The sequence below is a fragment of the Pontixanthobacter rizhaonensis genome (assembly GCF_012972675.1).
Taxonomy (GTDB): domain Bacteria; phylum Pseudomonadota; class Alphaproteobacteria; order Sphingomonadales; family Sphingomonadaceae; genus Pontixanthobacter; species Pontixanthobacter rizhaonensis.
The window spans coordinates 517,986-532,811 of the sequence record NZ_JABCRE010000002.1; the positions used below are offsets into that span (position 1 = coordinate 517,986).

Below are 14,826 nucleotides of genomic sequence, written 5' to 3' on the forward strand. Positions count from 1 at the left end.
CTTGGTTTCATTGTAATTTTAGGACAGAGTGTTTTTCGAGAGGGAGAAATATGATGTCCAAGCTGAATATGGCGTGTCTGGTAAGTTCTATCGCCTTACTGGCAGCGCAGCCCGCCTATGCCGAAGTCATTACTGTCGAGGCAGGTGAAGGCGAGCAGGAGCGGCTGCAAGAAGCGTTGATTTTGGCTGAGCCGGGCGATGAGGTGGTATTGGGCGAGGGCGTATTTACCCTGACCGATGGCCTGTCGCTGGATGTCGATGGCGTGACTGTGCGCGGTGCAGGTATGGATAAGACCATACTGGATTTTTCAGAACAGCAGGATGCCGGTGAAGGTCTGCTGGTCACTTCCGATAATGTCACTTTGCGCGATTTCGGTGTCGAAAATACGCGTGGTGACGGGATAAAGTCCAAAGGTGCGGACGATATCGTCTATTACAATTTGCGGGTCGAATGGACTGGCGGGCCGCTGGAAACCAATGGTGCCTACGCCGTATATCCCGTTGAAAGCAGTAATGTCCTGATCGACAGCGTAGTGGTTCGCGGTGCTTCTGATGCAGGTATTTACGTCGGGCAGAGCAAAAACATCATCGTGCGCAATTCGGTGGCGGAATATAACGTTGCCGGGATCGAGATAGAAAATAGCCGCGAAGCCCGTGTTACCGGCAATTATGTGTCCCATAATACCGGCGGTATTTTGGTGTTTGATCTGCCGAACCTGCCCGTGATGGGCGGCGGAGACGTGCTGGTTGATCACAATATCGTCATCAATAATGACGTCCCCAATTTTGCGCCAGCGGGCAATATCGTGGCCGGTGTGCCAATGGGGTCCGGCATAATGGTGATGGCTAACGAGAATGTCAGTCTCGAACATAATGTGGTGGACGGAAATGCCACGGCCGCAGTCATCGTGGTGGCATATACGCAGAGCTATGAAGATGATCGGTACAATCCGTTTCCGCGCAATGTCTTTGTTTCCAACAGCAACCAGTTTGGTCATAATGGTTATGCGCCGGATTTGCCGGGCGGCGGGATGCTGGCCGTAGCCGTTGGTGGCGCGATCCCGACAATTATGTGGGATGGTCTGGGCGAGAATGCCGTAGTGACCAATGGCGGCGTTGCGGCGTTATCGCTTGGTTATACCAAGCAAGGGCAGGGACCTGAAAGCGCCGCACCCGATATCGTAACAGATACGCTTCCGGTCGCCGCAGCGGCAACCGGCGCGACAATTCCCATGCAGCACAGCGCCGAAATGGAAGCACGCGCGCGTCCATGATTGCCACGAAAATAATCGGTAGGGGCGTTTTGGCAGCGGCTGTACTGGCGCTATCGAGCGCCACGCTCGTTCCCAGTCCTGCCCCTCAAGCAGCTCAGACAATTGCCGTAAATGACACGGCCGTTCTGGAACAAAGGCTGCCGCGTAAACTGTCGGATTTTGGCTTTTTCCAGAACGGGGTGCAGCAAGTGCCGGCAGCCAATGTTGTTCCTTATCGGCTTAATATCCCGCTATATTCCGACGGTGCAGAGAAATTACGGTTTATGTATTTACCCGCAGGATTGCAGGCGATTGGGGGCGGTGAAGGTTTGCTGGAACTGCCGGTCGGTGCCGCGTTGATCAAAACCTTCGCTTTTGGTGAGGGTGATGACCGGCAATTGATTGAAACACGGGTTTTGCTCCGCCGTGCGGATGGTTGGTTGGCACTGCCATATAAATGGAACGACGAACAAACCGATGCACGGCTGGCGATTGCTGGCGCCCGCGTTGATCTGACCACTCCAGCAGGTGAAGATATCAGCTACCGCGTGCCGAATAAGAACCAGTGCAAGGAATGCCACGGCGTGGATGGCGAGGTAGTTCCGATTGGGCCCAAAGCTCGCAACCTGTCCGCTGACTGGTTGGAAGATTTAGCTGGCGCTGGAAAGCTGAACGCAGTGCCCGATGGGCATGATCAATTGCCTTTATGGGAAAACCGCGAAACCGCTGATGTAACGGCCACCGCGCGCGGATATCTGGATGTGAATTGCGCCCATTGTCACCGGCCCGGCGCGACGGCGTCAAATTCTGGTTTGGATTTGCGGTGGGAGCAAGACGATCCCCACGCGTTGGGTGTCAATAAACGGCCAGTGGCTGCGGGCCGCGGATCGGGTGGCCATTTGTTTGATATTGTACCCGGCGATGCGGACAGTTCTATCATGACATTCCGGATGCGCAGCGACGAGGCCGGTGTCGCGATGCCGGAACTGGGCAAGACAACCATTGATCAGGACGGTGCGGACATTGTGACGCGCTGGATTGAGGAGATGCAATAAGTGAAAACTCTCGGCAAATTTCTGCTCGGCCTTTTGGTGCTGGTGGGCGCGATATTTCTGTTCTTCCGGACACCGGACACTGACCCGGTAGAGATGCGGGCCAAATATGCGGGGGAGCCGTCCCAATTTGTTGAGCTTCCCAACGGGCTGAACGTCCATTTGCGCGACGAGGGCCCGCGAGATGCCCAGCCGATCATATTACTTCATGGTTCCAATGCTGATTTGCTGACGTGGAACCCGTGGGTTGAGCGGCTGGCCGATCAATACCGGATCATCCGGTACGATTCAGCCGGGCACGGGCTGACCGGTGCGACGCCTGACGGGACGTATGACTTGCCCACTTATGTGGAGACAGTGGATCAGGTCGCCGACGCCCTTGGGCTCGAACAGTTTATTCTGGGCGGGAATTCGATGGGTGGCGGGCATTCGCTAGCCTATGCTCTGGCGCATCCTGAGCGGGTGCAGGGCTTAATTCTGGTGGATGCTGGCGGGCCACCACGTCTGAAGAAACCAGAGGACGATGAAGGCGGGAATATTGGCTTCACCATTGCGCAAACGCCCGGCATTCGCGAACTGATGAAGCATATCACACCTCGTAGTCTGGTGGAGAAAAGCTTTCGGCAAAGCGTCTCGAACGAGGCGATTGTGACGGAAGAAGCCATTGATCGTTATTGGGAGATGCTGCGCCATCCCGGTAACCGGGCCGCGACCATCGCCCGGTTCGGCCAAACGCGGGAGCCCTTCACAGAGGAGCAGATGGCGGGCCTGACCATGCCGTCACTGATTATATGGGGAGATCAGGATGCGCTGATCCCCTTGGCTGCTGGCGAATGGCTCGATACATACTTGCCCAACAGTCAGTTAGTAGTGTTTGAAAATATTGGACATTTGCCGATGGAAGAGGCTCCGGATGACAGTGTCAATGCCGTCACTACCTGGATGAATGAAGCCGGTTTGGGCGAAGCATCGGTAGACGAAGCCACATCTGCCGAATAAGGGCTGAACCGAGTTTAGAAGGAACGTCTGTTGCGCAAACTGGGTATTATTGGCGGTATGAGCTGGGCCTCTACTGCGATCTATTATGAGCGGATAAACAAGCGCATACAAAAGCGCATGACGGCGATGACAAGCGCGCCGTTACTGATCGAAAGCCTCGATTTTTGCGAGCTTTACGGTCTGACTACATCTGAAGACTGGGACCGCGCAGCGGAGGTGATTTCCGCATCTGCCAAGCGGTTAGAAGCCGCCGGTGCGACAGCAATTGTGATCGCTGCCAATTCTATGCACAAAGTCTATGATCAGGTCTCCGCACAAGTGGATATACCGATCATCCACATTGCCGAAGCATTGGGTGCAAAGATGCAGGCTGACGGCGCAACCCACGCTGCATTGTTGGGCACCAAAAATGTCATGACCGAGAGTTTCTTTCGGCAGCGGCTGGTATCCCACGGGGTTGATCTGACCGCGCCCGATATGACCAATGTCGAAATTCTCGATGCGATAATCTATGACGAATTGATGGTTGGCAAAGCTACCCGTGATGCACAGCGCGCCTTAAAAACAATTATCACCCGCAAGGAACAAGACGGTGTGAAAGCGATCATCTTGGCCTGTACGGAGCTGAATATGATTGTTGATGTTGATGCCAATGTGCTGCCCATTTACGATTCCACCCGGATCCATTGCGAGGCTGCAGTGGATTGGATCATGGAAGAGGGCTGAACAGGCCGATAAGCACGCTTTGCTGACCGTGTTGCCAGATTGTTCCCGTTGTCGGGTGTAAACTGGTCGCTTAAGCAGCAGTGCTATGACACGCGCCCCTTATGCTGCTGATCCTGCTACGTCCCGCGGGCGCGAGTTTCCGGAAAACCGTGAGGGGACGCGCGGCCCGCGCAGTGAATTTCAGCGGGATCGTGACCGGATCATCCACTCTATTGCGTTCCGCCGCCTGCGCAGCAAAACGCAGGTGTTCGTGGCGCCAGATGGTGATCATTACCGGACCCGGCTGACCCACAGTCTGGAAGTTGCCCAGATCGGCAGAGTGATCGCCCGTACTCTTGGTTTGGATGAAGACCTTACCGAAGCCCTATGTCTCGCGCATGATATCGGACATCCGCCATTTGGCCATGCGGGGGAGAAAGCCCTGTCCGCTGCGATGGAGGCGCATGGCGGGTTTGATCACAATGCCCAATCGCTGCGCACGTTGATGCGGCTGGAAAGCCCCTATTGCGAACATGACGGCCTCAATCTGACATGGGAATTGCTGGAAGGTTTGGCCAAGCATAATGGGCCGGTTGCCAATCCGGGCTGGGCGCTTTCGGAACTTGATAGCGACTATCCGTTAGACCTTGGCCGCTATGCCTCGCTCGAAGCGCAAGTCGCTGCGGTTGCCGATGATATCGCGTATGATAATCACGATATTGATGACGGCTTGCGTGCGGGCTTTCTGGATCTGGACGAGCTGCTGGCACTCGATTTTGTAGCGGATGGTTGGCGCAAGGTGGAAAAACGCTTTCCCAACACCCCGCGCGACCGCCAATTGCGCGAATTGATCCGCAGCCAGATTGGCGTGATGGTGAATGATGTTCTGGATCATACACGGCGGAATATTGCGGGGCTGGAAACGGTCGAGCAAGTCCGGTCAGCGGGCCGGACGTTGGCTGGTTTTTCACCGGCGATGGCCGCAGAAGAACGGCGGTTGAAGAATTTCATGTATGAAAAGCTCTATTACCATCCAGAGCAGTTGGCGACGGCAGAGAAAGCAAGCGATGTGGTCGCCCGGCTGTATCAAGCTTATGACAGCGATCCGGGGCAATTATCCGATGGGTGGCGCGATACGTTGCCGGGCTCCCAGCCGCAGCGCAGCCGCCATATTGCCGATTATATTGCGGGTATGACGGATAAGTTTGCAATGGATCAAGTAACCCGGATTTATGGCAATCGGCCAGAGGGGCTGAGCAATGTCTAGCCCGCTGCGGATTGCCATTGTGGGTGCGACTGGCCTGATCGGGCGCACTCTGATCGAACGCAGCGTTGGCCGTGAGGATATCCGGATTCTGGCAATAGCCCGGCGGGAAATGAAATTACCGGTCGGCGCGAAAATGGAGATGATCCTTGCCGATCCTGCGGCATGGGAAGCGGTTCTGGCGCAAGCCAAGCCGGACGTGTTGGTCAGCGCGCTGGGCACTACTTGGGCCAAGGCCGGTAAAGACGAGGCGGCCTTTCGCGCAGTTGATCAAGAATTGGTCATGAACACAGCGCGGGCAGCGCGGGAGCATGGCGTGAATCGGATGATCGCAGTGAGTTCGGTAGGCGCCGATACCGCGTCAAAAAACTTCTATCTGAGAGTGAAGGGCGAGGTAGAGCGTGATTTGCTGAAAGTTGGTTTTGACCGGCTGGATATATTGCGACCCGGCTTGCTGCGAGGGGCCCGCGAGAATGATCGCCGGGTTGGCGAACGATTAGGGATTGCGCTTAGCCCTCTGCTCGATCTGGCCTTGCATGGGAAATACCGAAAGTACCGTTCGGTTTCCGCGACATTGATGGCCGATTGCATATTGGCGTTGGCGCAACGCAAACCGGCGGGCAAGTTCGTTCATGATGGAGACGGAATTGCGAGAGCGGCGCACGGGCTGCCGCAAATCATGCGAGACAAGGAATAGACCACATGTGGGATTTCATTTTCAATGCATCAAACGGTTTGGCGATTCTGGCATGGATTGTCCTCATCCTGTTGCCGCGAAAGCCGTTGGCTCTAAGCGCGATCATGTATTGCGGTGTGGGCCTGCTCTGCTGTGTTTATACTGCATCTATGATATCTACCATGGCCGGATGGGCGGACCCGGTTGGCCCCAGTGGCGGCGTTGATTTTACAACGATCGAAGGGGTACGCGCGGTTTTTGGTTCCGATGGCGGCGTAACGATCGGCTGGGTGCATTATTTAGCGTTTGATCTGTTTGTTGGTTTGTGGATCGCCCGCGATGCCGATGCCAAACAGTTCTCGCGTATTTTGCAGGCTCCGATATTGCTGGCGACGTTCCTTGCCGGTCCGATTGGCCTGCTAGTTTGGCTTGCGGTGCGCGAGCGTGCTGCTCGTAAACTTGGCCGGATGAAATAGATGAAACGTCATGCACCAGCAACGGCGCGCAACAGCGCCGCGATAGCTAAGGTGCTGCATGAAGAACTCCCGAATACGGGCGCCGTGCTGGAGGTCGCCAGCGGCTCAGGCGAGCACGCGATCTATCTGGCGCGCGAGTTTCCCGCGCTGACCTGGCAGCCGACCGATGTGGAGCCAGAGGCCTTAGGATCGATTGCAGCATGGGCGCAGGATGCCGGCCTTCCCAATATCGCGCCTCCGCTACAGCTGGATGCCGCAGCACATCCGTGGCCGGTGGGATCAGTAGATGCCATCTTCTGTTGCAACATGATCCATATCAGCCCGTGGGCAGCAACGCAGGGGTTGTTCCGCGGGGCAGCCGATGCGCTGACAGATGGGCCGCTAATATTGTATGGCCCGTTTAAGGAAACAGACGTCGAGACTGCGCCATCCAATTTGGCATTCCACCAAAGTTTGCAGTCACGCAATCCTCAGTGGGGGCTTCGCTTAAGCGCCGATTTGGACGTATTGGCCGCAAATGTCGGGTTACAGCGAACCGCTCGTTACGCGATGCCCGCCAATAATCTGATTTTGGTATATCGGCGGGCAGGTTAGTCTAGCTGGTTGTGACCGGTGGTTTTTTGGACAAAACCCGTTCCCGCCATGCCACGAGCAGACCTGAAGCGATGATCAGCGGGGCACCGATAGCCAGTGTCGTCGGGGGAAGACGATCAAACAGATAATATCCAAAGGCGGTAGCCCAGATTAGCGATGTGTAATCCATGATAATGATGGTTGCAGCAGACCCGTAGCGTAGGCTGGAGGTAAGCAACATTTGCGCGGTTGCCCCGCTGAGGGCCATCGCAAATATCAATTGCCACGTTACCGCATCATGCGTGGTCCAAACAAAGGGCAGGGCGAGCGCGGCCACCGGCCACGTCATTGCCGTAAACCAGAAGACAATGCTCCACGGGCTTTCGGTCTTGTTCAGATCTTGAATTTGGATGGAGATCACGGCGACCAGAAATGCTGCGACCAAACCAACACATACACCGAACAGGCTGACGGCGCCGCTATTTCCCGGCTGGACCACAATGAGCACTCCGGTGAAGCCCAAAGCGATTGCAGCGGCCCGATATTTGCCAATCTTCTCTCTGAATAACAGCATAGAAAGCAACACTGCGAACATCGGGGTGGTGAAGCTGATCGCGGTCGCTTCAGCCAGCGGCAACAGCACGACAGCGCCGTACACAAAGACCATTCCCGTGATGCCATAGACGGACCGATAGACGTGCGACTTGATCCGTTTGGTCTTCACACTCGCCAGCTTCCCAACCAGCAATAAAAACCCGCCAATGAGCAGGAAGGTCAATGCTTGACGCCAAAATATCAATTCCAGCAAATGGGCGCCGCGCTGTTCAGCCAGTTTCAGTAACGCGCCCATAGTCGCAAGCGACAGCGCCGTAATCAGGCGCAGGCCCAACGCCAACATCGGGCGCGGCCGGGCAATGCTTCCATCCATGCTGCGCGCCATACGGGGTTGGTGACAGCGCGCAAGTGTAGCGCTGTAGATTGCCTAGGTTGAATGCACGCCCGGTTGCACCCATATGCTCGCCGCGATGGATATCGAACGCTTTATTACTTTCGCCAGCGAAGCGGAGCTGGTCGGCCTGTGGGGGCTTGGCTTTATTGCCCTAGCGATTGTTGCGTTGCTCGCAGAAAAGCGCCGGAACAAGCATGCGCGCCTGGACCGGATTGGCTGGGTTCCGTGGACGGCGATATTTATGGTCTGCGCAATGATTGGCGGCGGGCTTATCGCGCTCGCCGCCAAAGGCATTGCCGCGGGTTAGGCTGCTGCCCGGATTACAGGCAGGCTTCCAGATAGGCTTGGTCGAAACCGAACATACGCGCTTTTTCAAGCGTGTATGGACGCAGACCAGAGGCGCGATATTCGCCAACGATCTTGCCGTCTTCGCTTTCGTCGAGATATTCAAACTTGAACAGCTCTTGCGTCACAATCACATCACCTTCCATCCCGATAACTTCGGTGATGTTGGTGGTACGGCGTGAACCGTCGCGCAGACGTTTAACCTGAACGATAAGGTCAACAGATTCTGCAATCTGACGTGAAATCGCTTCCTTCGGAATCTTGATGTCGCCCATCAAAATCATGTTTTCCATCCGGCCCAGACATTCGCGCGGGCTGTTGGCGTGAAGTGTACACATAGAGCCATCGTGGCCGGTGTTCATCGCGGCGAGAAGATCGAAACATTCCGCGCCACGAATCTCACCCAGGATGATCCGGTCAGGACGCATACGCAGGGCGTTTTTCACAAGGTCACCGATGGTAATCGCGCCTTGCCCTTCAAGGTTCGGCGGGCGGGTTTCCAGTGGCAGCCAGTGCGGTTGTTGCAAGCGAAGTTCCGCAGCATCCTCAATCGTCAGCACGCGCTCACCCGGATCGATCATTTTCGACAGTGCGTTGAGCATGGTTGTTTTACCAGAACCCGTACCGCCTGAAATAACGACATTGAAACGGCACGCACCTGCAATTTTAAGGGCAGTTGCCATTTGATCGCTCATCGAACCGAAGCCTTTGAGCATATCGATGGTAATCGGTTTTTCGGAGAACTTACGAATGGAAATCGCAGTTCCTTTGAGGGACAGCGGCGGAACGATGACGTTCACACGCGAGCCGTCTTTCAAACGAGCATCAGCAAGCGGGGTTGTTTGGTCAACGCGGCGGCCAACCTGGTTCACGATACGCTGGGCGATCTGGAACAAATGCTGTTCGTCACGGAAGCGGATTGGCGCAATGACCAACTTACCGCCTTTTTCAATATAGGTCTGATCAGGACCGTTGACCATGATGTCCGAGATTTCGGGATCGTTCAGTAGCTCTTCGAGCGGTCCGAACCCGAGCAATTCGTCGATCAGAACTTTCTCAAGCGCAAATTGTTCACGGCGGTTCAGCGTAACTTTAAGTTCCGCCAATACTTCCATGATAATCGGGCGAAATTCTTCCGACAGTTCTTCTTTGCTAAGCGTTGAAGCGGCTTCGGGATCGACCCGTTCCAGCAAGCGCGGCAGAACTTGTTCTTTAATCTTATGGACGCTGGCTTCAAAGCCGCCAATTTCAGCAGTCCCTTCCATGACCGCATTTGCGCGGTCAGTCAGGCGGGTCATTGCATCATCTTTGTTGGGCTTTGACTGCGCAGGAGCAGCGGCTGCATCTTCGCCTGGAAGCGGAGGGAATTGTTCACCACCCGGCGGTGGAACGTCCTTGGCCGGTTTGCCGTCGCCGCCTTTCATAGGGCGAGCCACGCCGAACGATGGCCGCGCACCCGGCGCCATGCCGCTTGGTCCGTTTTTCCGTCCGAATGCACTCATCTGTGATCCCCTTCGCGGCGCGTGCCACGTTATTCCAATGTGGTACTGGGCGTGTCTGCCCAATCAGTTCTCAATAGAAATGGTGAATAAGTCGGAAACCTTATTTTTTCCTAAATGCCGGGATGTAAGTTTTACACGGCAGGCAAGTGCCATCGCGTAGCTGCGGAACCGGCTATGCCCAAAAGTGCGGATGGAGCCATGCCGCTTGCTTGACGCAGCGGCGGAACACTGTTTCGGTCTGCTCTCAATAATATTTGGCTCTAAGGGGCGGTGAGACAACTCTCATGGATACTGGATTGGGTGAAAGAGAATTGACTCAGGGACTGCTTCACGGCGGAGGCGCGCGCGCCGTTTGGCCGCTTCCATCGATCGGCGCTTATGTCGCGCTTGCCATTGGCCTCTTGGTTAGTCTCCAGCTGTTTTACAGTACTATCTATTCGGTCCATACCGATTTGGCCGGGGCAGCATTGTCGGGCCGTTTGGCTGTCACATTGGGTGACAGTTTCAGCAATTACAGCCTCTATTTCCCGCCCGCAGAACGCGCCTGGTTCAGCCTGTCTGTCTGGTTGAGCGACCTCACCGGAATGCAGCTTGATCTGACCGTCATAATGATGGCTGGCGTAGCGGTGATATTCTCTGTCGGGTTGGCTTTTCATATCCGCCAACAGACTGTTGGAGCATCGCCGCTTTTCATCGTGGTATCGTTGGCGTTGTTGGTGATTATACCGGTGCTGTACAAGAACGTGTTCGGGTTGCGCGAACATATGGTGGTTCTTGGTCTCTGGCCGTATATTGTCCTGCGGATATCAGACCCGGATAACAGCGTGATCGGGCCGAAAACCCGCGTGTTGTTGGGTGTGTGGCTGGGTGTCACCTTGCTGTTTAAATATCTCTACAGCCTGGTGGTGCTGTTGGTTGAGATCGCGGATGCTGCGGTAAGGCGGCGGCCCAGCGCGCTCTTCCGGATAGAGAACCTGATTTCTGGCGGTATAGTTGCGCTCTATCTGTTCCTATGGCTCGTCATTGACCCCGCCCAGCGCGAAGCGATTGGAGCAGTGGTGAGCGCAATCGACGCCAATTTGACCAGCTGGCAGACCAACCTTTACCAATCCGCTTTGCATCTGGCGCTGTCATTTTTCTTCATCGCGCTGACTGTGATTTATAAGTTGTCTGTCAGGGAGGCCGCCATCGCGTTGGCGATGGTGGTGGCTGCCATCGCTGCGTCGTGGATTCAATCGCGGTGGTATAGTCATCACCTGTTCCCGATTTTCATGGCGTACCTTGCATGGCTGTGGATCGTTCACCGGCACATCAAACTGTTATGGATCGTCGCCGTCGCAGTTGTGATGGCGCGTCCGGTCGTGGGTGAGTTTCGCAACTCGGCTATCTATCAAGTGACCTTTGACGAGGTTGAGGCCGCGATGGACCGGCCCGATCTTTCGATAGCGGGCAAGCGGGTTGGGGTGCTCACCATGCATCCTTCGCCATTCAATCAATACCTTGCGACGCAGGGCGCGATCCGGTGGAATGCAAGCATGAACAATTCTTACGTCGCCGCGGAATTGAAGCCGCTCGACCGGCCTGAAAATGCGGATATGGTTCTACCGCCAGTCACTCTCGACGACCCCGGCCGGCAAATGTTGCATGATGATATGCTGCGCCTGTGGGAGGATATGCCGCCGGAAATATTGATCCTGGATCAAAGCACCAGTTGGCCACTGGAATTCATCAGCGTCGAGTGGAAGACAGCCTTCGCCAATGATGACCGGTTCCAAGCGATTTTGGCGCAATATAAGCCTGTGTTTGAGCACAAAGGCGAACGGCTTGAGTTTACCTATTACGTTCGCATTGATGCAGAACAGTAGCCGCCTTTAGCGCAGCGAAGCCCAAGCCAAGGGATCGCCGCGCTTAAGATCAGTGGCGGCTTTCCGGCCCAACACTTCGGGCAGATGTTTGGGCGCCAGACCATGGCCGGGGCGGATTGAGCGGACATTTTCGCGGGTGAGTTCTTCGCCTGCTGCAACATCTTTCACGATATAGAGCGACCGGCGGAACTGGATTGATCCGCTTTCGCATCCCTGCAGATCGTAAGTTGCCTTGCCCATTGAACGCCAGGCGCGCTTGCAATCCTCAACCAGCCCGGTGAATTCTTCTGGTTCCAAGCTGAACGCGGAGTCCGGTCCGCCATCAGCGCGGCGGAAGGTGAAGTGTTTTTCCACCACGCAGCCGCCAAGAGCGATAGATGCGACCGCAACCGCCGATCCGAAAGTGTGATCGGACAGGCCTGAAACAGTACCGAAACGTTCGCCCAAATCGGGCACGGTGCGGACATTGGATTGCTCATCCAAGGCCGGGTATGAACTGACGCAGTGGAGCAGCACGATCTCGTCGCACCCATTGTCCCGGGCGGTCTGCACAACGTCTTCAATTTCTTGCAGGTTCGCCATCCCGGTGGAAATGATCAGCGGTTTTCCCTTCGACGCGGCGTAGGCGACCAGCGGCAAATCAACCGCTTCAAACGAAGCAATCTTATAGGCCGGGGTGCCAAGCTCCTCCAGCAAGTCTACGGCAGTTTCATCAAACGGGGAGGAAAACAGCGTTACGCCCAATTCGCGTGCCCGCCGAAACAGTGGCTCATGCCATTCAAAGGGGGTCTGCGCTTCGCCGTAAAGATCATATAATGTCCGGCCATCCCACAATCCGCCTTCCACCCGGAATTCGGGGCCGTCATGATCAATCGTGATGGTGTCAGCAGTGTAGCTTTGGATCTTGATAGCGTCAGCGCCAGTGGCCGCTGCGGCTTCGAGCAACTGGATCGCCCGTTCAAGGCTACCATTGTGGTTTCCGGACAGTTCGCAGATCACATAGGGTTCGTGATCCGGCCCAATGCGCCTGCCAGCAATACTGATTTCGGGGCTGTTTTTCGCAGCTTTTGTCATGCCAGTTGTTCCTTCAGCTGGGCACTGGTGAGCATGGGCCTACGCCCTGATCGGATGATGTCCAAGGCCTGCGCATAACCGCAATTCATCAGCAGATCGACAATGCTCATATGGCTAATGAATCCATCATTCAGTTGCGGATATTCTGGGTGCGCGAAATTGTGATACAGCAGCTCTACCCCCGAACCAGCAAAGGCGCCGCTTTCCTGATCGCGTTCAATATAGGCTGCGCTGCCTTGCGCGGCGAGATAGCGGTCTGCGCCCATTGCTTTGCAGATAGCGAGCAGCCGGTCATCCTTGCGGCCATCAACGCCTTTCAAAGCGGACGTTTTGTGCAGAGGGGTGGTGATGCCCATGAGGGCAGCAGTCGTGCTGATAAAGTCGATATTGAAGGCGCCGATGGTGGTATGACCCGCAGACATCAGCGTTTCCAATTGCGGGAACACCTCTGCGAAATACGGCGCCTTACCATAAGCATGCCTGATGGTAGTCAGATGGGTTTTGCGCCATTTATCGCCGCTATCAATCGCGGTGCCAACGAAGGTGGATGTGCTCGATTGACTGTGGCCGGACAGAGGCACTGTCAGGAACGTCTCACCGTTTTGGCTGACAATTCGGTTACGCACGCCCCAGCTGCGTTTCAAGACTTGTGCGTCATCCAGAAAGGCAAACTCGTCCACCAGATCGATGAGGTCGAAATAGCCTATCCACGGCAGATAGGTCGGCTGCATAATCGCGGTGATCATGATGCCTTCGCCAGTTCCGGCATTTGAAACGCCTTATTCAAATCGGCTTCCACTTCTGCAAACTTCTCACCCTTGGCGTATGCTTCCCACGCGCCCGTCACGAAACTATCACCTCTGCGGGCTTTCAGCGCGGTGCGTAATTCGCCCAATCTGTCTATCGTATCGACGGAATGGTACAACCAGCGCGGCTTGATGGTGCGGAACACTACATCACCCAAGGCAAGCTTGCCTTCAAAACCCTCTAGCATCTGGTGAATGTCACGCGTTAGGTCTGATTGGCTTGTCTCTGCAACGCACTCTGCCGTCAGCAAGACTGTGCCTTGGCTTTCATAAATATAGACCCGAAAACAGCTGCCTTCCGCAGTGAAATTCTGGACATAGAATGGCACTGGTCCGGCCCATTCAGCTGCGAACGTATAGGTTGCGAATTTTTTCGCCGGGGCTGCCGGGGTGTCCACACCAACGGCTTTGAATAATGGCATTGGGCTGGCGGCCCATATGATGATGTCACCCGAAGTTTCCGCGCTTAGCATCCGTTTGGGGGTCGCTAGACTGCGCTCATGAATCCGCACACCGATGGTTTCCAACGCGGTGCGGCATTGCTGGAACAAGGCTGCAAATCCGCCAACAGGAAGACTGGCCTGAACGTTGGAAGAATAGTTCCATAGGGACCGCGGAATACCGAATAATTCGTTGGCAAGCGGGTCTGTCTTCTTTTGTTCGGCCAGCGCATCGATGGAAACGCCGGTGGGGAAAATACGGTTGATAGCCAGCGGTACTGCCGCATTGGCGTGCAGTTCCGCTGGATCGCATCCGACGTGCCATTTGACATATCGGGCGAGGGGCGCTGCCAATGACGCGCTGTAGCATGATAGGCGGTCGGCAAGGCTGTCGCCAGAGGGCTGGGTTAAGTCGGTCGTGCCTGCCGCCAATGCCGGGCCGCCAAAATCATCAATATTGACCGGGCCGCTTGGGCTCGGACCTACCGATCCGAAGCGATTGTCGAATTCCTCAAACCGGGCGCCATGCGTTTCGAGCAGGCTGCGGATCGGATCGCCTTTCGGACCGAAATAGATGCACCCTTCGCGCATCTCTTTCCCATCGTGCAATTCTGGCAGTGCGACGCCGCCAAGCCGGTCTAAACGCTCATAAAGATCAATCTGCCGCGCCCCCAAGCGGTGCGCTTGAAAAGCTGCGAGAATACCCGTGAGGCCGCCCCCGACAATTCGGACGCGCTTCATGATCTGATCTCGCCAGAACATCCGAAGATGATCGGATCAGGGACGCTAGGAATGGCTGTGTCGGCACGCATGGCGAACGGGTTAAGGCGAAGGTGTAGACAATTCG

The 14,826-nt window shown here is 55.7% G+C and carries 15 protein-coding genes; 10 read left to right on the forward strand and 5 right to left on the reverse strand.

The window, feature by feature from the left end; translation table 11 throughout:
- The first annotated feature begins 50 nt into the window (after window positions 1-50).
- The 8 genes from HKD42_RS02365 (at window position 51) to HKD42_RS02400 (ending at window position 7,019) form a co-directional block, all read left to right on the forward strand.
- Complete coding sequence (locus HKD42_RS02365; protein WP_246236674.1) at window positions 51-1,274, forward strand: parallel beta-helix domain-containing protein; 1,224 nt, start codon at window positions 51-53, stop codon at window positions 1,272-1,274.
- Entirely contained in the window at window positions 1,271-2,308 is a 1,038-nt protein-coding gene (locus HKD42_RS02370) for an SO2930 family diheme c-type cytochrome (RefSeq protein ID WP_170009953.1), read from the forward strand. Before HKD42_RS02365 ends, HKD42_RS02370 begins: the two co-directional genes overlap by 4 nt.
- A complete protein-coding gene (locus HKD42_RS02375; RefSeq protein ID WP_170009955.1) occupies window positions 2,309-3,304 on the forward strand; it encodes an alpha/beta fold hydrolase in 996 nt (331 codons plus the stop codon).
- 30 nt (window positions 3,305-3,334) lie between these two features.
- A complete protein-coding gene (locus HKD42_RS02380) occupies window positions 3,335-4,030 on the forward strand; it encodes an aspartate/glutamate racemase family protein (protein WP_170009957.1) in 696 nt (231 codons plus the stop codon).
- An 85-nt stretch (window positions 4,031-4,115) separates the two neighbouring features.
- Window positions 4,116-5,276: a deoxyguanosinetriphosphate triphosphohydrolase gene (locus HKD42_RS02385; protein WP_170009959.1), complete on the forward strand. Its 1,161-nt coding sequence runs from the start codon at window positions 4,116-4,118 to the stop codon at window positions 5,274-5,276.
- Window positions 5,269-5,970 (forward strand): NAD(P)H-binding protein, encoded by a 702-nt coding sequence (locus HKD42_RS02390; protein WP_170009961.1) that lies wholly within the window; start codon window positions 5,269-5,271, stop codon window positions 5,968-5,970. The genes HKD42_RS02385 and HKD42_RS02390 overlap by 8 nt, the downstream gene beginning before the upstream one ends.
- Before the next feature lie 5 nt (window positions 5,971-5,975).
- A complete protein-coding gene (locus HKD42_RS02395) occupies window positions 5,976-6,425 on the forward strand; it encodes an ABA4-like family protein (RefSeq protein ID WP_170009963.1) in 450 nt (149 codons plus the stop codon).
- A complete protein-coding gene (locus HKD42_RS02400; protein WP_170009965.1) occupies window positions 6,426-7,019 on the forward strand; it encodes a DUF938 domain-containing protein in 594 nt (197 codons plus the stop codon). It begins immediately after the preceding gene.
- 1 nt (window position 7,020) lies between these two features.
- Here the strand turns inward: HKD42_RS02400 and HKD42_RS02405 are convergent, their stop codons facing one another.
- Entirely contained in the window at window positions 7,021-7,926 is a 906-nt protein-coding gene (locus tag HKD42_RS02405; RefSeq protein ID WP_170009967.1) for a DMT family transporter, read from the reverse strand.
- Window positions 7,927-8,011: 85 nt separating this feature from the next.
- Here HKD42_RS02405 and HKD42_RS02410 point away from each other — a divergent pair, with 85 nt between their 5' ends.
- A complete protein-coding gene (locus HKD42_RS02410) occupies window positions 8,012-8,254 on the forward strand; it encodes a hypothetical protein (protein WP_170009969.1) in 243 nt (80 codons plus the stop codon).
- 13 nt (window positions 8,255-8,267) lie between these two features.
- On the opposite strand, the gene HKD42_RS02415 is transcribed toward HKD42_RS02410, so the two are convergent.
- Complete coding sequence (locus HKD42_RS02415; protein WP_170009971.1) at window positions 8,268-9,794, reverse strand: TadA family conjugal transfer-associated ATPase; 1,527 nt, start codon at window positions 9,792-9,794, stop codon at window positions 8,268-8,270.
- Between the two features lie 284 nt (window positions 9,795-10,078).
- Here HKD42_RS02415 and HKD42_RS02420 point away from each other — a divergent pair, with 284 nt between their 5' ends.
- The gene (locus HKD42_RS02420) at window positions 10,079-11,659 is read left to right on the forward strand and encodes a hypothetical protein (protein WP_170009973.1); all 1,581 of its coding nucleotides are present in this window, start codon (window positions 10,079-10,081) and stop codon (window positions 11,657-11,659) included.
- A gap of 6 nt (window positions 11,660-11,665) precedes the next feature.
- On the opposite strand, the gene pseI is transcribed toward HKD42_RS02420, so the two are convergent.
- The 3 genes from pseI to HKD42_RS02435 are packed head-to-tail and all read right to left on the reverse strand — an operon-like array spanning window position 11,666 to window position 14,720.
- Window positions 11,666-12,733, reverse strand: coding sequence for a pseudaminic acid synthase (pseI, locus tag HKD42_RS02425; RefSeq protein WP_170009975.1), 1,068 nt, complete (start codon window positions 12,731-12,733; stop codon window positions 11,666-11,668).
- A complete protein-coding gene (locus HKD42_RS02430; RefSeq protein ID WP_170009977.1) occupies window positions 12,730-13,479 on the reverse strand; it encodes a WbqC family protein in 750 nt (249 codons plus the stop codon). The genes pseI and HKD42_RS02430 overlap by 4 nt, the downstream gene beginning before the upstream one ends.
- Window positions 13,476-14,720, reverse strand: a complete 1,245-nt coding sequence (locus HKD42_RS02435; RefSeq protein WP_170009979.1) for an NAD(P)-binding protein — start codon at window positions 14,718-14,720, stop codon at window positions 13,476-13,478. The genes HKD42_RS02430 and HKD42_RS02435 overlap by 4 nt, the downstream gene beginning before the upstream one ends.
- Between the last annotated feature and the right edge of the window lie 106 nt (window positions 14,721-14,826).

Coding starts and splice junctions, on each gene's coding strand:
- HKD42_RS02390 (WP_170009961.1), top strand. CDS start 5,269: ATGTCTAGCCCGCTGCGGATTGCCATTGTGGGTGCGACTGGCCTGATC.
- HKD42_RS02410 (WP_170009969.1), top strand. CDS start 8,012: ATGCTCGCCGCGATGGATATCGAACGCTTTATTACTTTCGCCAGCGAA.
- HKD42_RS02395 (WP_170009963.1), top strand. CDS start 5,976: ATGTGGGATTTCATTTTCAATGCATCAAACGGTTTGGCGATTCTGGCA.
- HKD42_RS02415 (WP_170009971.1), bottom strand. CDS start 9,794: ATGAGTGCATTCGGACGGAAAAACGGACCAAGCGGCATGGCGCCGGGT.
- HKD42_RS02420 (WP_170009973.1), top strand. CDS start 10,079: ATGGATACTGGATTGGGTGAAAGAGAATTGACTCAGGGACTGCTTCAC.
- pseI (WP_170009975.1), bottom strand. CDS start 12,733: ATGACAAAAGCTGCGAAAAACAGCCCCGAAATCAGTATTGCTGGCAGG.
- HKD42_RS02365 (WP_246236674.1), top strand. CDS start 51: ATGATGTCCAAGCTGAATATGGCGTGTCTGGTAAGTTCTATCGCCTTA.
- HKD42_RS02370 (WP_170009953.1), top strand. CDS start 1,271: ATGATTGCCACGAAAATAATCGGTAGGGGCGTTTTGGCAGCGGCTGTA.
- HKD42_RS02430 (WP_170009977.1), bottom strand. CDS start 13,479: ATGATCACCGCGATTATGCAGCCGACCTATCTGCCGTGGATAGGCTAT.
- HKD42_RS02400 (WP_170009965.1), top strand. CDS start 6,426: ATGAAACGTCATGCACCAGCAACGGCGCGCAACAGCGCCGCGATAGCT.
- HKD42_RS02435 (WP_170009979.1), bottom strand. CDS start 14,720: ATGAAGCGCGTCCGAATTGTCGGGGGCGGCCTCACGGGTATTCTCGCA.
- HKD42_RS02405 (WP_170009967.1), bottom strand. CDS start 7,926: ATGGATGGAAGCATTGCCCGGCCGCGCCCGATGTTGGCGTTGGGCCTG.
- HKD42_RS02385 (WP_170009959.1), top strand. CDS start 4,116: ATGACACGCGCCCCTTATGCTGCTGATCCTGCTACGTCCCGCGGGCGC.